This is a genomic window from Citrobacter sp. MGH100 (assembly GCF_001034465.1).
GTDB classification, from domain to species: Bacteria; Pseudomonadota; Gammaproteobacteria; order Enterobacterales; family Enterobacteriaceae; genus Citrobacter; species Citrobacter youngae.
Window position 1 is genome coordinate 100,710 of the sequence record NZ_KQ089805.1, and the last position, 21,321, is coordinate 122,030.

The following is a 21,321-nucleotide window of genomic DNA, read 5'->3' on the forward strand; positions in this document are numbered from 1 at the left end:
TCACGGGCACATGGAGAATAATAATGAGTCAGACCTCTTCTAATCCGGCAACCCTACGCTTGCCGTTCAAAGAAAAACTCGCCTATGGGATGGGTGATTTAGGTTCTAATATCCTGCTGGACATAGGTACGCTCTATTTACTCAAGTTTTATACCGATGTTCTTGGTTTACCTGGAACTTATGGCGGTATCATTTTCCTTATCGCCAAGTTTTTTACTGCGTTTACCGATATGGGGACTGGGATTATGCTCGACTCGCGCCGCAAAATCGGCCCGAAAGGCAAATTCCGCCCGTTCGTTCTGTATGCCGCATTTCCAGTGACGCTGCTGGCGATTGCGAACTTTGTCGGTACACCATTTGAAGTCACCGGTAAAACGGTGATGGCAACGGTACTGTTTATGCTGTACGGACTGTTCTTCAGTATGATGAACTGCTCTTACGGTGCGATGGTCCCCGCGATCACCAAAAACCCGGACGAACGCGCCTCGCTGGCAGCCTGGCGACAGGGCGGAGCCACTCTTGGCTTGCTGCTGTGCACCGTCGGCTTTGTTCCAGTAATGAACCTGATCGAAGGCAACTCTCAGTTGGGCTATATCTTCGCCGCCACCTTGTTCTCTCTGTTCGGCCTGCTGTTCATGTGGCTGTGCTATGCCGGGGTAAAAGAACGCTATGTGGAAGTGAAACCCGTTGATGCCGCGCAAAAACCGGGATTGCTGCAATCCTTCCGCGCCATCGCAGGTAACCGCCCGCTGTTTATTCTGTGCGTTGCCAACCTTTGCACACTTGGCGCGTTTAACGTCAAGCTGGCGATTCAGGTCTATTACACCCAGTACGTACTGAACGACCCGATCCTCCTTTCGTGGATGGGCTTTTTCAGCATGGGCTGTATCTTCATCGGTGTCTTCTTGATGCCGGGAATGGTCAGACGTTTCGGCAAGAAAAAGGTCTACATCGGCGGTTTGCTGATCTGGGTCGCGGGTGATCTGCTTAACTACTTCTTTGGCGGCGGCTCAGTCAGCTTTGTCGCCTTCTCCTGTCTGGCATTCTTCGGCTCAGCATTCGTCAACAGCCTGAACTGGGCGCTGGTCTCCGACACGGTGGAATATGGCGAATGGCGTACCGGCGTTCGTTCGGAAGGAACGGTATACACCGGCTTCACTTTCTTTCGTAAAGTGTCACAAGCGCTGGCGGGATTCTTCCCCGGCTGGATGCTAACGCAAATCGGCTATGTCCCCAACGTGGTGCAATCTGCCAGTACGGTCGAAGGATTGCGTCAGCTGATCTTTATTTATCCCTGCGCGTTGGCGGTGATCACCATTGTAGCTATGGGCTGTTTCTACAACCTTAACGAGAAGATGTATGTCCGTATCGTTGAAGAGATAGAAGCGCGTAAACAAACCGTTTGATAATAATAATGAATAGCGCTCTACGGGGCGCTATTGAGGAGCGATTATGTCTTTTCATGATCCGCTAACGCTAAAACTGAGCCTGCGTGAAAAATTCGCCTACGGAGTGGGTGACTTCGGCTCAAATTTGATGCTGTGTATCGGCACGCTGTATCTGCTTAAATTTTATACCGATGAACTAGGGATGCCGGCCTGGTACGGTGGGATTATCTTTTTAGTAGCGAAGTTCTTCACCGCCTTCACCGATATTCTGACCGGCGTGTTGCTGGACTCAAGGCGTAATATTGGCGCAAAGGGGAAATTCAGACCCTTTATTTTGTATGCGTCATTTCCTGTCGCCGTCGTCGCCAGCGCGCAGTTTTTAGCGACAGGCTTTACGCTGACGGTGAAAACCGGGCTGGCGACAGTGTTGTTTATGCTGTTCGGTCTGTTCTATAGCCTGATGAATTGCTCCTACGGCGCGATGGTGCCTGCAATTACTAAAAATCCACATGAACGCGCTCAGCTCGCCGCCTGGCGTCAGGGCGGCGCTACCGTAGGCCTGTTACTGTGTACCGTTGGCTTTATGCCGATTCAGGCGCTATTTGTCAGTTCGCCTTCGCTGGGGTATCTGATTGCCGCACTGATCTTCTCCGTCTGCGGATTGTTCAGTATGTGGTGGTGCTTTAGCGGTGTGAAGGAACGCTATATCGAAATCGTGCCGGACCATCATAAGCCCAGTATTCTCAAGTCGTTTTGCGCCATTTTCCGTAACCCTCCGCTGCTTGTGCTGTGTGTCGCCAACCTGTGCACGCTGGCGGCATTCAACATTAAGCTGGCAATTCAGGTGTATTACACCCAGTACGTGCTCAACGATATACATCTGCTGTCGTGGATGGGTTTCTTCAGCATGGGGTGCATTCTGCTTGGGGTACTGCTGGTGCCCGCAGCCGTAAAACGTTTTGGTAAAAAGCAGGTTTACCTTGGCGGTCTGGCGCTATGGGCAATCGGCGATGTGCTGAACTTTTTCTGGGGCAGCACGTCATTTTTATTCGTGATGTTTTCTTGCATGGCCTTCTTCGGAACCGCTTTTGTTAACAGCCTGAACTGGGCGCTGGTTCCGGATACGGTCGATTATGGCGAATGGAAGACGGGGATCCGTGCGGAAGGCTCGGTATATACGGGTTATACCTTTTCTCGCAAAATTTCCGCGGCGCTCGCAGGATTCCTGCCGGGTATTATGCTGACGCAAATCGGTTATATCCCCAATATCGCCCAGAGTGATGCAACCCTGCTTGGTTTGCGTCATCTTATTTTTCTCTGGCCTTGCGGGTTGGCGATTATTGCCGCACTCACGATGGGCTTCTTTTATAAGCTCAACGAAACACGTTTTGCTTTTATTATTGAGGAAATCAGCCAACGGAAGAAAAACAACATCCAACCGGACCCTATTACCAATAAAAAGAATACCTCTGCTGTAAACGTATAAAAATAATAGCCGCCTATTCCATCCCAATGGATGGCGGCCTCCCTACGCTTAAAAAATGGATTTATCATGAAAAAATTAACGACAATAATTCTCTTATCCTCTGTGGTATCAACCTCTGCTTTCGCTGGAGCCTATGTAGAAAACCGCGAAGCATATAACCTGGCGTCCGATCAAATAGAGGTCATGATGCGCGTCGGCTATAACTCTGATATGGGCGCAGGTATCATGCTCACCAACACCTACACGATGCAACGCAAGGATGAGCTAAAACACGGCTATAACGAAATAGAGGGCTGGTATCCGTTATTTAAACCGACAGATAAATTAACAATCCAACCTGGCGGGCTAATAAACGATAAGAGTATTGGTTCTGGCGGTGCTGTTTATCTGGATGTTAACTATAAATTTACACCATGGTTTAATCTTACCGTGCGTAATCGATATAACCATAATAACTACAGTTCAACCGACCTGAACGGTGACCTGGATAATAATGATACCTATGAAATAGGTAACTACTGGAACTTTGCCATTACCGATAAATTTTCCTATACCTTTGAACCGCACTATTTTATGCGAGTCAATGACTTCAATAGCAGCAACGGAAAAGATCATCACTGGGAAATTACCAATACCTTTAAGTATCGGATCAATGAACACTGGTTGCCCTACCTGGAATTACGCTGGTTAGATCGCAATGTTGAACCCTATCATCGCGAACAAAACCAGATTCGTGTTGGGGCAAAGTATTTCTTCTGATGCTGCTGATGATAAAAAAAGCCGCTGATAATCAGCGGCTTTTTTATACTTACCTGAGAAAGAGCGTTAATTACTCTTCTTTCGCGCCACGCATTGCACGGCGACGATCGTTTTCAGTCAGGTGACGCTTACGAATACGGATAGAGGTTGGAGTAACTTCTACCAGTTCGTCGTCATCGATGAATTCCAGAGCCTGCTCCAGAGTCATCTTAACCGGCGGAACCAGAACCGTCGCTTCGTCAGTACCGGACGCACGCATGTTGGTCAGTTTCTTACCGGTCAGGCAGTTTACAGTCAGGTCGTTAGAGCGGCTGTGAATACCGATGATCTGGCCTTCGTAAACTTCAGCACCGTGACCCAGGAACAGCTTACCGCGGTCCTGCAGGCTGAACAGTGCGAACGCAACTGCTTTACCCTGGCCGTTGGAGATCAGTACGCCGTTCTGACGCTGACCCACATCACCCGCACGAACATCGTCGTAGTGGCTGAAGGTGGAGTACAGCAGACCGGTACCGGAAGTCATGGTCATGAATTCTGAACGGAAGCCGATCAGACCACGGCTTGGGATCACGTAGTCAAGACGTACGCGGCCTTTGCCATCTGGATTCATGTTTTTCAGGTCGCCTTTACGCTCACCCAGAGCCTGCATGACAGAACCCTGATGCTGCTCTTCGACGTCCAGCGTTACGTTTTCGAACGGCTCTTGTTTACGGCCATCGATTTCGCGGAAGATAACTTTCGGACGGGAAACCGCCATTTCGAAACCTTCACGACGCATGTTTTCAATCAGAACAGACAGGTGCAGCTCACCACGACCGGATACACGGAACGCATCCGCATCTTCGGTTTCTTCAACGCGCAGCGCAACGTTGTGCACCAGCTCTTTGTTCAGGCGGTCAAGGATCTGACGAGAGGTAACATATTTACCTTCTTTACCACAGAACGGAGAGGTGTTTACGCAGAAGAACATGGTTACGGTCGGTTCATCAACGGACAGAGCCGGCAGCGCTTCGACGTTCTGCGGATCGCAGATGGTGTCGGAGATGTTCAGTTCACCCAGACCGGTGATCGCGATGATATCGCCGGCTTCAGCAATATCGCTCTCGATACGTTCCAGACCCAGATGAGTCAGAACTTTACCGACTTTACCGTTACGGGTTTTGCCTTCGCTATCAATGATAGTGATCTGCTGGTTCGGTTTAACTTTACCGCGTTTAATGCGGCCGATGCCGATTACGCCAACGTAGTTGTTGTAGTCCAGCTGAGAGATTTGCATCTGCAGCGGGCCATCAAGGTCTACGTTCGGAGCCGGTACACGATCAACAATAGTCTGATACAGCGGAGTCATGTCTTCAGCCATATCTTCGTGATCCAGACCTGCGATACCGTTCAGCGCGGAAGCGTAAACGATCGGGAAGTCCAGCTGTTCGTCGGTAGCGTCGAGGTTAACGAACAGGTCGAATACCTGATCAACAACCCAGTCAGGACGCGCGCCAGGACGGTCAACTTTGTTGATAACAACAATTGGCTTCAGGCCATGGGCAAAGGCTTTTTTGGTCACGAAGCGCGTCTGCGGCATCGGACCATCCATTGCATCCACCACCAGCAGCACGGAGTCGACCATGGACATTACACGTTCAACTTCACCACCGAAGTCGGCGTGCCCCGGGGTATCAACGATGTTGATACGGTAGTCATTCCATTTGATAGCGGTGTTTTTAGCGAGGATGGTAATCCCACGCTCTTTCTCCAAATCGTTGGAGTCCATCACGCGCTCTTGGGTTTCAGCACGTGCATCGAACGTACCGGATTGTTGGAGCAGCTTGTCTACCAGGGTCGTTTTACCATGGTCTACGTGCGCGATGATGGCGATGTTACGCAAATTTTCGATCACAACTTTGCCTCAGGCATTTTAGAAATAGCGCGTTATTGTACACGGATTAATCGCAGTACAAAACAGGATCACAAACATCCTCCGCAAACAAGTATTGCAGAGTTTCTTTGTGATCACATTCACGGAGCGTTAAAAGGGGTAATCTGACATGCTTTGCACCAATATGGTGCTTAATGTTCACATTAAAGCACTGTAATGGTGCAATACAACCTTCATGGTGCAGCCCCTTTGCACGATAGTGCGCATGATAACGCCTTTTAGGGGCAATTTAAAAGTTGGCACAGATTTCGCTTTATATTTTTTACGGCGACACGGCCAATTTTTGCAGAATTGAAGACTTCGTTACCACGACGACCATGACCAATCCGGGAGAGTAAGTATGTCCGCTGAACACGTTTTGACGATGCTGAACGAACACGAAGTGAAGTTTGTTGATTTACGCTTCACTGATACCAAAGGTAAAGAACAGCACGTCACTATTCCTGCTCATCAGGTAAATGCCGAATTCTTTGAAGAAGGCAAAATGTTTGACGGCTCCTCAATCGGTGGCTGGAAAGGCATTAACGAATCAGACATGGTTCTGATGCCAGATGCGTCGACTGCACTCATCGACCCGTTCTATGAAGAGTCTACCCTGATCATCCGTTGCGATATCCTGGAACCCGGTACGCTACAGGGCTATGACCGCGACCCGCGCTCCATCGCAAAACGCGCTGAAGAGTATCTGCGTTCTACCGGCATCGCAGACACCGTTCTGTTCGGGCCAGAGCCAGAATTCTTCCTGTTTGACGACATCCGTTTCGGCGCGTCTATTTCCGGTTCCCACGTGGCTATCGATGACATCGAAGGCGCATGGAACTCCTCCACCAAATACGAAGGTGGTAACAAAGGTCACCGTCCTGGTGTGAAAGGCGGTTACTTCCCGGTTCCTCCGGTAGATTCTTCTCAGGACATCCGTTCTACCATGTGTCTGATCATGGAAGAAATGGGTCTGGTTGTTGAAGCGCATCACCACGAAGTGGCGACCGCTGGCCAGAACGAAATCGCGACCCGCTTTAACACCATGACCAAAAAAGCGGACGAAATTCAGATCTACAAATACGTTGTGCACAACGTTGCACACCGTTTCGGTAAAACCGCGACCTTTATGCCAAAACCGATGTTCGGTGATAACGGTTCCGGTATGCACTGCCACATGTCCCTGTCCAAGAACGGCGTAAACCTGTTCTCTGGCGACAAATATGCGGGTCTGTCTGAGCAGGCGCTGTTCTACATCGGCGGCGTAATCAAACACGCTAAAGCGATCAACGCCCTGGCTAACCCGACCACCAACTCCTATAAGCGTCTGGTCCCAGGCTACGAAGCGCCGGTAATGCTGGCTTACTCTGCGCGTAACCGTTCTGCTTCCATCCGTATTCCGGTGGTTGCTTCTCCGAAAGCGCGTCGTATTGAAGTGCGTTTCCCGGACCCGGCTGCTAACCCGTATCTGTGCTTCGCAGCACTGCTGATGGCTGGTCTTGACGGTATCAAGAACAAGATCCACCCGGGCGAAGCCATGGACAAAAACCTGTACGACCTGCCGCCGGAAGAAGCGAAAGAGATCCCACAGGTTGCTGGTTCTCTGGAAGAAGCACTGAAAGAACTGGATCTGGACCGTGAGTTCCTGACTGCAGGCGGCGTGTTCACCAATGAAGCGATCGATGCGTACATTACGCTGCGTCGCGAAGAAGATGACCGTGTGCGTATGACTCCGCACCCGGTAGAGTTTGAGCTGTACTACAGCGTTTAATTTAACTTTTACACTCTCACATAAAAACGTGCAGAGAATGTAATAACCAATGGATTTCTTGCTACAGCAAGGCAGCAATTGAGTGAATCCCCGGGAGCTTACATAAGTAAGTGACTGGGGTGAGCGAAAGCAGCCAACACAGCTGTCGGGAGAAAGACGAAGGTTTTAGTTGCCGTGGAACTTTTAGCCCATCCCAGGATGGGCTTTTTTCTCCACTAACAACCTGCTTTTTCGCGCTTTTTTGATGTAAAAAGCTATAATGCACTAAATTGGTGCAATACTTTTCAGGAGACTGCTGAATGGCAACCGGCACGCTGCCCGATGCTGGGCAGATCCTCAATTCTTTAATCAACAGCATTTTGCTCGTCGACGATGAGCTGGCGGTACATTACGCCAACCCGGCGGCACAGCAGCTGCTCGCCCAAAGCTCCCGCAAACTGTTTGGGACACCGCTTCCCGATCTGTTGAGTTATTTCTCCTTAAACATCGGACTGATGCGAGAGAGCCTGGAAGCAGGCCAGGGCTTTACGGATAACGAAGTGACGCTGGTGATAGACAGCCACTCACATATCCTCTCAGTGACCGCTCAGAGGCTGCCTGATGGCCTTATCCTGCTGGAGATGGCGCCAATGGATAACCAGCGCCGTCTGAGTCAGGAGCAGCTCCAGCACGCCCAGCAGATTGCCGCCCGCGATCTGGTGCGCGGTCTGGCGCACGAAATCAAGAACCCTTTAGGTGGATTACGCGGCGCAGCGCAGCTACTCAGCAAAGCGCTTCCGGACCCGGCGCTGACCGAATATACCAAAGTCATTATTGAGCAGGCCGACCGCCTGCGTAATCTGGTCGACCGTCTGCTGGGACCACAACAGCCTGGCATGCATGTCACGGAAAGTATTCACAAGGTGGCGGAGCGCGTGGTGGCGCTGGTCTCAATGGAGCTCCCGGAAAACGTCACGCTGATTCGTGATTACGACCCGAGTCTGCCCGAATTACTGCACGACCCGGACCAGATCGAGCAGGTTCTGTTAAACATCGTGCGCAATGCTTTGCAGGCGCTGGGAGCGGAAGGCGGTGAGATCATTCTGCGTACCCGCACCGCGTTTCAGCTCACGCTGCACGGCGTACGTTATCGCCTGGCGGCACGGATTGATGTTGAGGACAACGGTCCGGGTATTCCCTCGCATTTGCAGGACACGCTGTTCTACCCAATGGTCAGCGGTCGCGAAGGCGGTACCGGGCTTGGATTATCCATCGCCCGCAATTTAATTGATCAACATTCCGGCAAAATTGAATTTACCAGTTGGCCGGGTCATACCGAGTTCTCGGTTTACCTGCCTATCAGGAAATAAGGTGACGTTTATGCAACGAGGAATAGTCTGGGTCGTTGATGACGATAGTTCCATCCGTTGGGTGCTTGAACGTGCGCTCGCAGGGGCAGGGCTAAGCTGTACCACATTTGAAAGTGGTAAAGAGGTGCTGGACGCGCTGGCCAGCAAAACGCCTGACGTACTGTTGTCGGATATTCGCATGCCGGGCATGGACGGTCTGACGCTGTTAAAACAGATTAAACAGCGGCATCCGATGCTTCCGGTCATCATAATGACCGCACACTCCGATCTGGATGCTGCCGTCAGCGCCTACCAGCAAGGGGCGTTTGATTATCTGCCCAAACCTTTTGATATCGATGAAGCCGTGGCGCTGGTCGAACGTGCCATCAGCCATTATCAGGAACAGCAGCAACCGCGCAATATTCAGATCAACGGCCCAACAACTGACATCATCGGCGAAGCGCCGGCAATGCAGGATGTCTTTCGCATAATTGGCCGACTATCCCGGTCGTCAATCAGCGTATTGATTAACGGAGAGTCCGGGACCGGTAAAGAGCTGGTCGCCCATGCGTTGCATCGTCATAGCCCGCGCGTCAAAGCGCCCTTTATCGCGCTGAACATGGCGGCTATTCCGAAAGATTTGATCGAGTCTGAGCTGTTTGGCCATGAAAAAGGGGCGTTTACCGGGGCAAATACGATTCGCCAGGGGCGCTTTGAACAGGCTGACGGCGGTACGCTATTTCTCGATGAAATAGGTGATATGCCGCTGGACGTGCAAACGCGTTTACTGCGCGTATTAGCCGACGGGCAATTTTATCGCGTTGGCGGCTATGCGCCCGTGAAGGTGGACGTACGTATCATCGCCGCCACGCACCAGAATCTGGAACTGCGCGTACAGGAAGGCAAATTCCGCGAAGACTTATTCCATCGTCTGAACGTCATCCGCGTGCATCTGCCGCCGCTGCGTGAACGTCGGGAAGATATCCCCCGTCTGGCACGTCATTTCCTGCAGGAGGCCGCGCGCGAACTGGGCGTTGAAGCCAAACAATTACACCCGGAAACCGAGGCGGCGCTGACCCGTCTGGCCTGGCCGGGTAACGTGCGTCAGCTTGAGAACACCTGCCGCTGGTTAACCGTCATGGCCGCCGGGCAGGAAGTGCTGATTCAGGACTTACCGGCCGAACTGTTTGAAGCCAGCGTGCCCAATGCGCCTTCACACATGCAGCCGGACAGCTGGGCAACCCTGTTGGCACAGTGGGCAGACCGGGCCTTGCGTTCCGGTCATCAAAACTTGCTGTCAGAGGCTCAACCGGAGATGGAGCGCACGCTGTTGACCACCGCGCTACGTCATACCCAAGGGCACAAACAGGAAGCCGCACGCCTGCTTGGCTGGGGCCGTAATACCTTGACGCGTAAGTTAAAAGAACTCGGAATGGAGTGACGATTCGTCACTGTGTAAAGATTGATCATTGAACGCAAACTGCTGCTATTTTGCGCTTTACTGTTCCGATGAGTTAAGTATGATCGTGCCCGGCAAACGGGGGGAAGTCATCATGCTGGAATCAATCATTAATCTGCTATCGAGCGGCTCAGTCGACAGCCACACGCCACAAACTGCGGTTGCCGCAGTGCTGTGTGCGGCGCTGGTTGGGCTGTTCAGCTAAGCAGTTTGCCCGGTGGCGCTGGCGCTACCGGGCAAAACGTTAAATCACCCGTGAGAACTGCTGCATGCGTGCTTTCTGCCGCAGATAGGCATCAAAGCACATACAAATATTACGGATCAACAGGCGCCCCTTCGGCGTAACCTGAATCCCCTTCTCATCCACATCCACCAGCCCATCTTTCGCCAGTGGTGCCAGCAGTTTCAGGTCTTCGGCAAAATAGTCAGCGAAGTTCAGATCCCATTGCTGTTCCACGGCGGCATAGTCGAGGCGGAAGTTACAGATCAGGAGCTTAATAACATCACGACGAATGCAGTCATCGCGGGTCAGGGCAATTCCGCGCCACAGTGCGTTCCCCTGCTCGTCAACCTGCTGATAATAGCGCTTCAGCTCTTTCTGGTTCTGCGCGTAGTTGTCACCAATCATACTAATGGCTGACACGCCCATTCCCAGCAGATCGGTATCACCCTGGGTGGTATAACCCTGGAAATTACGATGCAGCACACCCTTGCGTTGAGCAATCGCCAGCTCATCATCCGGCCGAGCAAAGTGATCCATACCAATGAACTGATAACCGGTTTCGGTCAGTGAAGAAATAGTTTCCTGCAGGATATCCAGCTTCTGCTGCGCGCTGGGCAGGTCAGCGTCTTTAATCTTGCGCTGAGCGGCAAACAGCGTCGGCAGGTGCGCGTAGTTGAAGACGCTCAGTCGGTCTGGATTCAGCTCAGCAACGCGTTTCAGGGTGAAGGCGAAACTTTCCGGCGTCTGTTTTGGCAAACCATAAATCAGATCGATATTCGTTGAGGTAAAGCCAATCTCACGCGCATGATTCAGCAGCGCAAAGATAAACTCCTCATCCTGCTCACGGTTCACCAGGCGCTGAACTTCTTTATTGAAGTCCTGCACCCCCATGCTCAGGCGGTTAAAACCTTCAGCGCGTAAATGATCGAGCACATCCAGCTCAATTTCACGCGGATCCACTTCGATCGAGATTTCGGCGTCATCGTTAAAGTTGAAGTTACCACGCAGCAGCGACATCAAACGGCTGATTTGCGCTTTATTTAAGTAAGTTGGCGTACCGCCGCCCCAATGCAGTTGGCTGACATGGCGTCCGACGAACAGCGGAGCGCGGTGAATGATTTCTTGTTCCAGGGCATCGAGGTATTGATCGGCTTTATGCTGCTGGCGAGTCACAATCTTGTTGCAGCCACAGAAGTAGCACAGTTTGTGGCAGAACGGGATGTGAACGTATAGCGAGAGCGGACGCTCAGGATAACGCGCCACGGCCTTTAGAAATGCTTCTGTGCCGTAGTCTTCAGAAAACTCCAGCGCGGTCGGGTACGAGGTATATCGTGGCCCGGAATAGTTATATTTCTGGATCAGGGCCAGGTCCCAGTCTATTAGCTGCTCTGACATGCTCACTCCTTCCGATGGCGTCTCTGGCGGGTACGGCGTACCGGCTTAACCCCAGCGCGGGTGATGAGCCGGTTGCGCAGCCACTTCTGTCGCCGCGACAACCGCTGTAGTTTAACGAATAACCACACCAGATAACATATAACCGGAAGGGTTATAAGCAGGACGGGAAGACCCACGGTGTAAAACCGTTAGTTGCCGCCTTTCAGCAGGCGCATCATGTCTTCCTGCTTTTCTTCCTCTTCCTCTTCTTCCTCGTCATCGTAAGAAAGACCCAGCTTTTGCATCAGCTCATCGATGCGGTCCAGCTTGGCATCAACCCAGGCCTGATCTTCCGCGCTCAGGGTTTCTCCTGCTTCAAGACGCTCCAGCAGCGCATCCAGGCGCTCATCCGTTTCCAGTAAATCCAACTCAGCCTGTGGTGAAAGCATAGGTTTCTCACTCTTCGGTTTGTGCTGTTTGGTGACTTTTTCGGTCACGCCCAATGGAATGGGGTTTTTGCTGCCAATACGAGGATCTTTTTGCTTGTTTTGGTTTCCGCCACCAGAACCGCCTTCGCTACCGGACGCACGGCTACCCGCCGCATGACCACGGTGTTTTTTCTGGCGCTTACGGTCGCGAGCTTCCTGGTTAATTTCTTCGCGTGTTTTACGACGCGCTTTTGCAGGACCTTTACCGCGTGGTGTAGAAGTTGGTTTCATCATGATTCGTCTTTGGCTGTTTTATTCAGTATATAATTGCGCCGGAATCTAGCAGAAATAAAGAAAAAAGGCGACAGAGTAATCTGTCGCCTTTTTTCCTGACTCTCAACCCTTACGGGCTCTACAATCCCTGTTGGCTATCAACACACCCTGTTTTTCCCTTAGCCTCTAACATTCCGTGTTGTTTCCATTTCCTTTTACTAACGTCTCCGGACGTTTGTCTTCCTGACAATCCTGTGTCTTCGCCTCCTGGCGCTCCTGACCCTCATCCTGAGTCGTCTATCCTGTCAGCTTCCTCGCTATGGACGCTACTTTACCGTTTTGGTTTAAACGTACAAGTAACCTGGGTAACAATTTCTGATTTTAAGAATAGCGCCCAAATGTAACTCTATGATTTATTTTAGTTCTGTCATTTTTTACTCTGCCATCTCGTATAGAAACTGTCGGCAATGTCTCACAAAGCGCGGGGTTTTTACTCACACAGCCCACTCGTCGAAAAACCAGCCTTTTGCTGGGGTTCAGGTATAATCGCTGCAAAGCCCTGATTGATGGAGAGGACTGCTTTGACTAACTTGAATTATCAACAGACGCACTTTGTGATGAGTGCGCCTGATATTCGCCACTTACCTTCCGATACCGGTATAGAAGTGGCTTTTGCTGGCCGTTCCAACGCAGGCAAATCCAGTGCGCTAAATACCCTGACCAATCAAAAGGGTCTGGCGCGTACCTCTAAAACTCCAGGCCGTACTCAGCTCATCAACCTGTTTGAAGTTGTGGACGGTAAACGCCTGGTCGACCTGCCTGGTTATGGTTATGCCGAAGTCCCGGAAGAGATGAAACGTAAATGGCAGCGCGCACTGGCCGAATACCTGGAAAAACGCCAGAGCCTGCAAGGTCTGGTGGTATTGATGGATATTCGCCACCCGCTAAAAGATCTCGACCAGCAGATGATCCTGTGGGCTGTGGAGAGCAACGTTCAGGTTCTGGTGCTGCTGACTAAAGCAGACAAGCTGGCCAGCGGCGCGCGCAAAGCGCAGCTGAATATGGTACGTGAAGCCGTACTGGCATTTAACGGTGATGTGCAGGTAGAAGCATTTTCATCACTGAAAAAGCTGGGTGTGGACAAACTGCGGCAGAAGCTGGATAGCTGGTTTAGTGAGCTGGCGCCGATTGAAGAGATGCAGGACGGGGAATAACCCACCGTATTGCCGGATGGCGCCGCTGCGCGTCTTATCCGGCCTACAGTATGTGCAAAACCTTCTTTCGCACAATAAAAAACGCCCCAGTCATTACTGACTGGGGCGGCTAAAATATTCAGCCAAATCCGATTACGTGAAGTAAAAGGTCTGAAAGATAGAACATCTTACCTCTGTACCCTACGTGAATAACTTTACTCTTTTTTGAGCAGCTCAGAAAGCACTTTTTGTAATTTTTTTTCATTCCTTACATAGGGAATTCTAATGGACATCACAAAAAGCTCTATCTTATGTTGCTTAGTTACGAAAAAGAGCCGTTATTCAGTAAACCCTTAGTGCGCCTGATCCCAGTTCTCACCACTACCGACTTCCACCAGCAATGGCACATCAATTTGCGTCTCGTTTTCCATCAGCTGATGGATCTTTTTCGAGACGCTTTCGAGGTCATCTTTATGCACTTCAAACACCAGTTCATCGTGCACCTGCATGATCATACGCACACGCGGTTGCTCGGTTTGCAGCCATCTGTCCACCGCAATCATCGCTCGTTTGATAATGTCTGCGGCAGTACCCTGCATCGGGGCGTTAATTGCCGCGCGTTCTGCACCTGCACGGCGAGCGCCATTACTGGATTTAATATCCGGTAAATAGAGACGGCGACCTTCCAGCGTTTCTACATAGCCCTGCTCTTTCGCCTGCGCGCGGGTGCGTTCCATATATTCCAACACGCCTGGGTAGCGTTCGAAGTAGAGATCCATGTACTTCTGTGCTTCTTTACGCGGAATATTCAGCTGACGCGCCAGACCGAAGGCACTCATGCCATAGATCAGACCAAAGTTAATGGCTTTTGCGCTACGACGTTGCTCGCTGGTCACAGAATCAAGCGGTAAACCAAAGACTTCTGCCGCCGTTGCGCGGTGAATATCTTTCCCTTCGGCAAACGCGGTAAGCAGACCTTTATCACGTGAAAGGTGCGCCATGATACGCAGCTCGATCTGCGAGTAGTCCGCAGAGACAATCACGAAGTCTTCTGGCGCAATGAACGCCTGACGAATACGACGACCTTCGTCATTACGTACCGGGATGTTTTGCAGGTTCGGATCCGTTGAAGACAAGCGACCCGTTGCGGTAACTGCCTGATGATAGGAAGTGTGCACGCGCCCGGTCTTCTTGTTAATCATCAACGGAAGCTTATCCGTGTAGGTCGACTTAAGTTTTGCTAACCCACGATATTCCAGGATAACTTTCGGCAACGGATAATCCAGCGCGAGCTCTTCCAGCACCTCTTCTGACGTTGATGGCGCGCCGCCAGGGGTTTTCTTCAGCGGCTTAATACCTTGCTTTTCAAACAAGATAGTTTGCAGCTGCTTGGTAGAAGAAAGGTTAAACGCTTCTCCGGCAATCTCGTGCGCTTTTTGCTCCAGCTCGTTCAAACGCAGCGTCAGCTCTTCTGAATGCTTGTGCAGAACAGCCGGATCGATTTTCACACCATTGCGCTCAACGCGGGACAGAACCGGGACCAGCGGCATATCAATATTTTCGAAAACATTTAGCGGCCCTTTGTGCTGCTGCAGTTCTGGCCACATCTTCAGATGCAACTGAAGCGTAACATCGGCATCCTCTGCAGCATAGCGCCCGGCCTCTTCCAGTGCTATCTGGTTAAAGGTCAGCTGGTTTTTACCTTTCCCGGCAATCTCTTCAAAGGTGATGGTTTTATGTTTCAGCCAGCGATCTGACAGGCTGTCCATATCGTGTCGGCCTGCAACACTGTTAAGAATGTAGGATTCGAGCATGGTGTCAAAGGTGATGCCGCGAAGCTCGATGCCATAGTTCGCCAGGATACCGCGATCGTACTTCAGGTTTTGCCCAACTTTATGCGCGTTCTCATCTTCCAGCAGCGGCTTCAGGAGCGCCAGCGCGCGGTCGCGAGAGATCTGATCGGGGGCATCCAGGTAATCATGAGCGACAGGAACATACGCAGCCACACCTGGCTCAATGGCAAAAGACAGGCCAACCAGATTCGCGGAGATGTTGTCCAGGCTGTCAGTTTCAGTATCAAAGGCAAAGACGGGCGCTTTCTTCAGCTTTGCAATCCACGCTTCCAGTGTCGCTTCGTCCAGAATCGTCACATAGTTATCATACGAAAGAACCGTAGCCGGCTCCTCAGGCGTTTCATCGACAACGATGGTCTCCTGCGGTTTAGCTGCCGGTTTCGTCCCTTTCGCCTGTAGCCATTTACCGGCTTCAACGTCAGTAACCCAACGCTTGAATTCATACTGTTTAAACAAGCCCAGCAGTTCTTCTGCTGCTGGTTGGCGCACTTCCAGCTGCTCGCAGGTTAATTCCAGCTCAACATCCGTTTTGATGGTAGCCAGCTTATACGAGAGATACGCCACTTCTTTATTCTGCTCGAGTTTGCCTGCCATGGTTTTGGCACCACGGAAGCTCAGCCCTGCTATTTTGTCGGATTCCGCATAGAGAGTATCCAACCCACCCAGCCCCTGCAGCAACGCCTGAGCCGTTTTTTCACCCACGCCTGGTACACCTGGAATGTTATCTGAGGAGTCCCCCATCAGCGCCAGGAAATCGATGATCAATTCAGGCGGAACACCGTACTTATTTACGACCTCATCTGGACCAAGGATCGTATTAGTCATAGTGTTGATGAGGGTGATATTCGGCGTCACCAGCTGAGCCATATCTTTATCACCAGTACTAATCAGCACCGGACGCCCCACCTCCTCTGCCTCACGTGCCAGCGTACCGATGACATCGTCCGCTTCCACGCCTGAAACCGCCAGCAATGGCAGCCCCATCGCTTTTACCATCGCATGCAGAGGTTCAATCTGCGCACGTAAATCGTCCGGCATTGGCGGGCGGTGCGACTTGTAGTGTTCGAATAATTCATCACGGAAGGTTTTACCCTTAGCGTCGAATACCACCGCTGCATGCGTAGGTTGATATTGCAGAATCAAGCTACGCAACATGTTGAGGACGCCGTACATCGCACCAGTAGGCTCTCCTGCGCTGTTCGTCAGCGGCGGGAACGCGTGGTATGCGCGATACAGGTAAGATGAACCGTCTACAAGGATAAGTGGGTTTTCTGGGATCTGAACCATAATGTCCGTGCCTGTTTATCAGATTATGGGTAAAGGATGCCACAGACAGGATGAAAACATGAGTTTTTCGCCGCATTTGTCGAAAATCTTTTGCAGATCTTCTGCGTTGCTCGCAAAGCGTGCTGTGGATAACTTTGTGAATAAATAATTTTCAGCTCTTTAAATGTAGCAACAAAATTATCACCTCATAATTTTTTTATATAAATTTCAAAGCATTAAATAAAGACACAGCATTTTATTCCATTTTTACAGCTTATATCCTGATGTGGATAGATATTCCTGTTTTTTCTATTCAGCGAAGATCCATCATTTGGTTCGTTTTCTGATAAAATCAGCCCCTTGCGCCTCATTTAGCGCACTATCTATGGCTAACCTTTTGAATAATTTAATTATGACGAGAATACTCGCTGCGATAACGCTGTTGCTGAGTATCGTATTGACCATATTGGTCACGATTTTTTGTTCTGTGCCGATCATCCTTGCAGGGGTTGTAAAACTCCTTTTGCCCATTCCTGTCGTCTGGCGCAAGGTTTCTGTCTTCTGTAATTTCATGATGTATTGCTGGTGTGAAGGTCTGGCGCTACTGCTGCACCTTAATCCACAATTAAAGTGGGATATCGAGGGGCTGGAAGGTCTTAGCAAGAAAAATTGGTATCTGCTCATTTGTAACCATTACAGCTGGGCTGATATCGTTGTGCTTTGCGTTCTATTCCGTAAGCACATCCCGATGAATAAATACTTCCTCAAGCAGCAGTTAGCCTGGGTACCCTTTATTGGCCTGGCCTGCTGGGCGCTGGATATGCCGTTTATGAAACGCTATTCGCGTGGTTATCTGCTTCGCCACCCGGAACGGCGCGGTAAAGATGTCGAAACAACGCGTCGTTCCTGCGAGAAATTTCGTGCGCATCCAACAACCATTGTGAATTTTGTTGAGGGTTCACGGTTTACCAAAGAAAAACGCGAGCAAACCCGTTCACCCTATCAAAACCTGCTTCCTCCCAAGGCGGCCGGTATTGCGATGGCCTTGAACGTCCTGGGGTCACAGTTCGATAAAATGTTGAACGTCACGTTGTGCTATCCGGAAAACAGCAGCCGACCGTTCTACGATATGCTGAGCGGTAAGTTAACGCGGATTGTCGTGCGGGTGAATCTGGAGCCAATCCATGAAGAGTTGCACGGTGATTACGTAAACGACAAGGGATTCAAGCGTCGGTTTCAGCTATGGCTAAATACGCTGTGGAGTGAGAAAGACGCGCAGCTCGATGCAATTAAAGCCTCAAATAAAAAAGCCGGTCAGTGACCGGCTTTTCTTTTACTTCTGACCGACCAGATACTTCACGGTATCCGCATACTGTTGTACAAAGATATCCATGCTACTGGTATCCATACCCTGCGGGTTGACCTGATATTTGCCATTAACAAACATCGCCGGCACGCCCTGCAGCTGCAAGTCAGCCGCCGCTTTTTCCTGCTGGGCAACAAGTGATTTCACCACGAAGCTGTTCCATGCCGCATCATAGTCTTCGCCTTTAATACCTGCGTCGACAAACACTTTGCGGATATCTGCAACAGATTGAACGGTCTGAGTTTTCTGAACCCCTTCAAACAGCGGAACAGTGACCTGATCTTCAACGCCCAGCGCCATAGCAACCGCCCATGCCTGCGTCAGATCTTTACCCAAAGGCCCCAGAAATTCGACGTGGTATTTGGTCATCTTGGTGCCTTCCGGCAGCTTTTTCTTCACATTATCAGACACGTGAAGCACTTCTTCAAACTGGTAGCAATGTGGGCAGTAGAAGGAGAAAAACTCCAACACCTGCGGTTCACCCGCAACAGGCTTTTCCAGTGTGATGTACTGCTTACCATCCTGGAACTGCGCTGCCGATGCGCTAAAAGCTAAAACCATACCAGCCAGCGCCAGCCATATTTTTTTCATGTTCAAGTTTCTCCGATTAATACATTGGCGTTAATTGTAAGGGGGGCTCTTGCAGAATTTTTGCCTGCTCAATAAAGGTCGCGGTCTGACGATGCCAGTAATCTTCCCCGGTTAACCACGGGAAGTTTTTTGGAAACGCAGGGTCAGCCCAACGTCGAATTAGCCAGGCAAGATAATAAACTAAACGCATAGCGCGTAAAGGTTCTATCAGTCCGATTTCAGAAGTGTCGAACTCACTAAACTCTTCATAAGCTTCGATAATGGTTTCAAGCTGCATGCGTTGTTCAGCTTTATCGCCATTGAGAAGCATCCATAAATCCTGAACAGCCGGACCATTACGAGCATCATCTAAATCGACAAACATCGGGCCATCGCGCCACAAAATATTACCGGCATGGCAATCACCGTGCAGGCGTAATGTGTTAAAACGCGTATGCCAGCGATCGGCAACGAGTGCGATCAGCGCATCCGTTGCCTTCAGGAAGGCCGCTTTTTGCCCTGATGGGATCAGCGGTGCATGTTCAAAAACGTTACGCGGCTCAGTCAGGTACTCTTCAAGGCCAATCGTTGGGCGAAAGGCAAAAGTATGCTTGCAGCCGGTCTGATGCATACGCCCCAGATAGCGACCCACCGCCTCCATCTGATCGATGTTGTCGGCCTCAAACTGTCGCCCGCCGACGCTGGGGAAGATCGCATAATGAAAACCCTGATGGCTTAACAGCGTTTGACCGTTTAGTACTAGCGGCGCAGCGACCGGGACTTCATCGCTCACCAGTTCCAGAGCAAACTGGTGTTCTTCCTGGAGCTGATCGACAGACCAACGTTCAGGGCGATAAAACTTAACGACAAAACGTCGACGGTCTTCGTCCTGGAATTGATAGACACGGTTTTCATAGCTGTTAAGCGGGGTAAGCCCGGAATCCACCCGGATCCCCTGCTCAAACAGTGCATCCATGATGGTATCCGGGTGTAGCGTCTGGAAATTAAAAGCGTTGTCGTTCATCCCATCATCCGGAAAATACTACGAATGATTCAGGATATCATTTCGCAGCGCTTTCGGTGGTGGCGATTACAAGCTTTTACTCTTTAATTACGCCACGTGCGCGGAGTAGTGCAGTTTTAAAATCTTCTTCATAATCTTTCTGAATACCTGGGATGACCGCGTCTTTCGCCGAGTCACGCATTTTCAGGTGATAGATCAGAATGTCATCAGTTAAATCCGCCAGTTCGCCGTCAAAACCTGACTCTTGCGCCAGTTTCTGTAAAAATTGCATCAGGTTTAGATCGGGTTCTTTCTGCCAGGCTGGCTGGAGGAGTTCAATAACTTCATTCAGACGTTTACATTTCATGGTTGTGCTCCTTAGGCTCAATACGGATACGTTAGCAGGGTCAATCCCACATTAAAAGAGGCGATATCAGTGATTCTGGATAGTGCAATAACAGGGGTTGTGCTGGCAGGTGGTAAGGCCAGACGGATGGGCGGAACCGATAAAGGTTTGCTTGAGCTGGACGGAAAACCTCTTTGGCGACATGTGGCAGATACCCTCGCTTTGCAGGTCGAAACCGTGGTGGTCAATGCTAATCGCCACCGGGAGATTTACCAGCAAAGCGGCCTGAAAGTGATCCCCGATTCATTGGCCGATTATCCTGGTCCACTGGCCGGAATGCTGTCGGTATTCCTGCAACAAACAGGAGACTGGTTTCTATTCTGCCCGTGCGATATGCCCTATATTCCTCACGATCTGGTCACACGTTTGAAGGAACAGCGCAAAGCTGCACCGGTTGTCTGGGTGCATGATGGTGAAAGAGATCACCCAACCATTGCGCTGATGCACCGCTCTATGCAGCCTTTGCTGCAGGATTATCTTCAGTCCGGTGAACGACGCGTTATGGTCTTTATGCGTCTGGCTGGCGGTCATGCTGTCGATTTCAGCGATCATAAAGATGCGTTCGTAAACGTGAACACCCCCGAAGAGCTCGCAAAATGGCAGGAAAAATCATGATCCCATTACTCGCCATTGCGGCATGGAGCGGCACGGGAAAAACCACGCTGCTCAAAAAATTGATCCCGGAACTACGTGCCAGAGGTATACGTCCCGGATTGATTAAGCATACTCATCACAAGATGGATGTCGACAAGCCCGGTAAAGATAGCTATGAGTTACGCAAAGCCGGAGCGGCGCAAACGCTGGTTGCCAGTAAGCAACGTTGGGCGTTAATGGTTGAAACACCTGAAGAGCCCGAACTGGACCTGGCCTATCTGGTTAGCCGGATGGATGCTTCGACGTTAGATATGGTGCTTGTTGAAGGCTTTAAGCATGAACCTGTCGCGAAGATATTGCTGTTTCGTGAAGCGGCAGGGCACAGCATTGCTGAGTTGTCTATTGATGAGCACACTATTGCGGTGGCCAGCGACGTTGCGCTGGATGTAGGTGTGCCGGTTCTGGACCTCAATGATCTAAACAGCATCGTCGAGTTTATTGTTAGTTGGCTGCGTACCCACCCGTAGGCCGGATAAGGCGCTGCGCCGCATCCGGCAATGTGCACCCCGCACAGACGCAAAAAAGCCCATCCGTCAGGATGGGCTTCTTCACTTTAATTGATGCCTGGCAGTTCCCTACTCTCGCATGGGGAGACCCCACACTACCATC

19 protein-coding genes and 1 pseudogene are annotated in these 21,321 nt (G+C 50.8%); 11 read left to right on the forward strand and 9 right to left on the reverse strand.

What is annotated here, in order from left to right:
• The first annotated feature begins 23 nt into the window (after positions 1 to 23).
• The 3 genes from SK32_RS23275 (at position 24) to ompL (ending at position 3,633) form a co-directional block, all read left to right on the forward strand.
• The gene (locus tag SK32_RS23275; protein ID WP_003028647.1) at positions 24 to 1,406 is read left to right on the forward strand and encodes an MFS transporter; all 1,383 of its coding nucleotides are present in this window, start codon (positions 24 to 26) and stop codon (positions 1,404 to 1,406) included.
• Between the two features lie 46 nt (positions 1,407 to 1,452).
• Complete coding sequence (locus SK32_RS23280; RefSeq protein ID WP_048214040.1) at positions 1,453 to 2,874, forward strand: MFS transporter; 1,422 nt, start codon at positions 1,453 to 1,455, stop codon at positions 2,872 to 2,874.
• A gap of 66 nt (positions 2,875 to 2,940) precedes the next feature.
• Positions 2,941 to 3,633: a porin OmpL gene (gene ompL, locus SK32_RS23285; protein WP_048214041.1), complete on the forward strand. Its 693-nt coding sequence runs from the start codon at positions 2,941 to 2,943 to the stop codon at positions 3,631 to 3,633.
• Positions 3,634 to 3,703: 70 nt separating this feature from the next.
• On the opposite strand, the gene typA is transcribed toward ompL, so the two are convergent.
• On the reverse strand, positions 3,704 to 5,527 hold the full coding sequence (gene typA, locus SK32_RS23290) for a ribosome-dependent GTPase TypA (RefSeq protein WP_003028641.1): 1,824 nt from the start codon (positions 5,525 to 5,527) through the stop codon (positions 3,704 to 3,706).
• A 379-nt stretch (positions 5,528 to 5,906) separates the two neighbouring features.
• On the opposite strand from typA, the gene glnA reads away from it, so the two are divergent.
• From glnA to SK32_RS26160, 4 genes are all read left to right on the forward strand, one after another.
• Positions 5,907 to 7,316 carry a glutamate--ammonia ligase gene (gene glnA, locus SK32_RS23295; RefSeq protein WP_003028638.1) on the forward strand — a complete coding sequence of 470 codons (1,410 nt, stop codon included), beginning with the start codon at positions 5,907 to 5,909 and terminating at the stop codon, positions 7,314 to 7,316.
• A 299-nt stretch (positions 7,317 to 7,615) separates the two neighbouring features.
• Positions 7,616 to 8,665, forward strand: coding sequence for a nitrogen regulation protein NR(II) (gene glnL / locus SK32_RS23300; RefSeq protein WP_003028636.1), 1,050 nt, complete (start codon positions 7,616 to 7,618; stop codon positions 8,663 to 8,665).
• 10 nt (positions 8,666 to 8,675) lie between these two features.
• Positions 8,676 to 10,085, forward strand: a complete 1,410-nt coding sequence (gene glnG, locus SK32_RS23305) for a nitrogen regulation protein NR(I) (RefSeq protein ID WP_048214050.1) — start codon at positions 8,676 to 8,678, stop codon at positions 10,083 to 10,085.
• A 112-nt stretch (positions 10,086 to 10,197) separates the two neighbouring features.
• Positions 10,198 to 10,308, forward strand: a complete 111-nt coding sequence (locus SK32_RS26160; protein ID WP_086523820.1) for a YshB family small membrane protein — start codon at positions 10,198 to 10,200, stop codon at positions 10,306 to 10,308.
• Positions 10,309 to 10,347: 39 nt separating this feature from the next.
• Here the strand turns inward: SK32_RS26160 and hemN are convergent, their stop codons facing one another.
• The 3 genes and pseudogenes from hemN to SK32_RS26555 form a co-directional block, all read right to left on the reverse strand.
• Positions 10,348 to 11,721, reverse strand: a complete 1,374-nt coding sequence (gene hemN / locus SK32_RS23315) for an oxygen-independent coproporphyrinogen III oxidase (protein ID WP_048214043.1) — start codon at positions 11,719 to 11,721, stop codon at positions 10,348 to 10,350.
• A 188-nt stretch (positions 11,722 to 11,909) separates the two neighbouring features.
• The gene (gene yihI / locus SK32_RS23320; RefSeq protein WP_239505706.1) at positions 11,910 to 12,419 is read right to left on the reverse strand and encodes a Der GTPase-activating protein YihI; all 510 of its coding nucleotides are present in this window, start codon (positions 12,417 to 12,419) and stop codon (positions 11,910 to 11,912) included.
• A gap of 168 nt (positions 12,420 to 12,587) precedes the next feature.
• A pseudogene (locus SK32_RS26555) lies at positions 12,588 to 12,773 on the reverse strand (hypothetical protein).
• Between the two features lie 209 nt (positions 12,774 to 12,982).
• On the opposite strand from SK32_RS26555, the gene yihA reads away from it, so the two are divergent.
• On the forward strand, positions 12,983 to 13,615 hold the full coding sequence (gene yihA / locus SK32_RS23325) for a ribosome biogenesis GTP-binding protein YihA/YsxC (RefSeq protein ID WP_003840416.1): 633 nt from the start codon (positions 12,983 to 12,985) through the stop codon (positions 13,613 to 13,615).
• A gap of 118 nt (positions 13,616 to 13,733) precedes the next feature.
• On the opposite strand, the gene SK32_RS26790 is transcribed toward yihA, so the two are convergent.
• Both SK32_RS26790 and polA read right to left on the reverse strand, forming a co-directional pair.
• Positions 13,734 to 13,781 carry a small protein SpfP gene (locus tag SK32_RS26790; protein WP_071892919.1) on the reverse strand — a complete coding sequence of 16 codons (48 nt, stop codon included), beginning with the start codon at positions 13,779 to 13,781 and terminating at the stop codon, positions 13,734 to 13,736.
• A gap of 166 nt (positions 13,782 to 13,947) precedes the next feature.
• A complete protein-coding gene (polA, locus tag SK32_RS23330) occupies positions 13,948 to 16,734 on the reverse strand; it encodes a DNA polymerase I (RefSeq protein ID WP_048214045.1) in 2,787 nt (928 codons plus the stop codon).
• Positions 16,735 to 17,098: 364 nt separating this feature from the next.
• On the opposite strand from polA, the gene SK32_RS23335 reads away from it, so the two are divergent.
• On the forward strand, positions 17,099 to 18,034 hold the full coding sequence (locus SK32_RS23335; RefSeq protein ID WP_048214046.1) for an acyltransferase: 936 nt from the start codon (positions 17,099 to 17,101) through the stop codon (positions 18,032 to 18,034).
• Between the two features lie 12 nt (positions 18,035 to 18,046).
• On the opposite strand, the gene dsbA is transcribed toward SK32_RS23335, so the two are convergent.
• The 3 genes from dsbA to SK32_RS23350 all read right to left on the reverse strand — a co-directional run bounded on the left by dsbA (position 18,047) and on the right by SK32_RS23350 (position 20,019).
• On the reverse strand, positions 18,047 to 18,670 hold the full coding sequence (gene dsbA / locus SK32_RS23340) for a thiol:disulfide interchange protein DsbA (protein ID WP_003028621.1): 624 nt from the start codon (positions 18,668 to 18,670) through the stop codon (positions 18,047 to 18,049).
• Positions 18,671 to 18,686: 16 nt separating this feature from the next.
• Positions 18,687 to 19,673, reverse strand: a complete 987-nt coding sequence (locus SK32_RS23345) for a serine/threonine protein kinase (protein WP_048214047.1) — start codon at positions 19,671 to 19,673, stop codon at positions 18,687 to 18,689.
• 76 nt (positions 19,674 to 19,749) lie between these two features.
• A complete protein-coding gene (locus tag SK32_RS23350; protein ID WP_003028616.1) occupies positions 19,750 to 20,019 on the reverse strand; it encodes a YihD family protein in 270 nt (89 codons plus the stop codon).
• A 69-nt stretch (positions 20,020 to 20,088) separates the two neighbouring features.
• Between SK32_RS23350 and mobA the strand changes: the two genes are divergently transcribed.
• Positions 20,089 to 20,673 (forward strand): molybdenum cofactor guanylyltransferase MobA, encoded by a 585-nt coding sequence (mobA, locus tag SK32_RS23355; RefSeq protein ID WP_048214048.1) that lies wholly within the window; start codon positions 20,089 to 20,091, stop codon positions 20,671 to 20,673.
• Positions 20,670 to 21,179 carry a molybdopterin-guanine dinucleotide biosynthesis protein MobB gene (mobB, locus tag SK32_RS23360; RefSeq protein WP_048214049.1) on the forward strand — a complete coding sequence of 170 codons (510 nt, stop codon included), beginning with the start codon at positions 20,670 to 20,672 and terminating at the stop codon, positions 21,177 to 21,179. The genes mobA and mobB overlap by 4 nt, the downstream gene beginning before the upstream one ends.
• Positions 21,180 to 21,321 lie beyond the last annotated feature (142 nt).

Excerpts from the sequence above, each read along its gene's own strand:
- SK32_RS23275 (WP_003028647.1), top strand. The coding sequence starts at position 24 with ATGAGTCAGACCTCTTCTAATCCGGCAACCCTACGCTTGCCGTTCAAA.
- SK32_RS23280 (WP_048214040.1), top strand. The coding sequence starts at position 1,453 with ATGTCTTTTCATGATCCGCTAACGCTAAAACTGAGCCTGCGTGAAAAA.
- ompL (WP_048214041.1), top strand. The coding sequence starts at position 2,941 with ATGAAAAAATTAACGACAATAATTCTCTTATCCTCTGTGGTATCAACC.
- glnA (WP_003028638.1), top strand. The coding sequence starts at position 5,907 with ATGTCCGCTGAACACGTTTTGACGATGCTGAACGAACACGAAGTGAAG.
- glnL (WP_003028636.1), top strand. The coding sequence starts at position 7,616 with ATGGCAACCGGCACGCTGCCCGATGCTGGGCAGATCCTCAATTCTTTA.
- glnG (WP_048214050.1), top strand. The coding sequence starts at position 8,676 with ATGCAACGAGGAATAGTCTGGGTCGTTGATGACGATAGTTCCATCCGT.
- SK32_RS26160 (WP_086523820.1), top strand. The coding sequence starts at position 10,198 with ATGCTGGAATCAATCATTAATCTGCTATCGAGCGGCTCAGTCGACAGC.
- hemN (WP_048214043.1), bottom strand. The coding sequence starts at position 11,721 with ATGTCAGAGCAGCTAATAGACTGGGACCTGGCCCTGATCCAGAAATAT.
- yihI (WP_239505706.1), bottom strand. The coding sequence starts at position 12,419 with ATGAAACCAACTTCTACACCACGCGGTAAAGGTCCTGCAAAAGCGCGT.
- polA (WP_048214045.1), bottom strand. The coding sequence starts at position 16,734 with ATGGTTCAGATCCCAGAAAACCCACTTATCCTTGTAGACGGTTCATCT.
- SK32_RS23335 (WP_048214046.1), top strand. The coding sequence starts at position 17,099 with ATGGCTAACCTTTTGAATAATTTAATTATGACGAGAATACTCGCTGCG.
- dsbA (WP_003028621.1), bottom strand. The coding sequence starts at position 18,670 with ATGAAAAAAATATGGCTGGCGCTGGCTGGTATGGTTTTAGCTTTTAGC.
- SK32_RS23345 (WP_048214047.1), bottom strand. The coding sequence starts at position 19,673 with ATGAACGACAACGCTTTTAATTTCCAGACGCTACACCCGGATACCATC.
- SK32_RS23350 (WP_003028616.1), bottom strand. The coding sequence starts at position 20,019 with ATGAAATGTAAACGTCTGAATGAAGTTATTGAACTCCTCCAGCCAGCC.
- mobB (WP_048214049.1), top strand. The coding sequence starts at position 20,670 with ATGATCCCATTACTCGCCATTGCGGCATGGAGCGGCACGGGAAAAACC.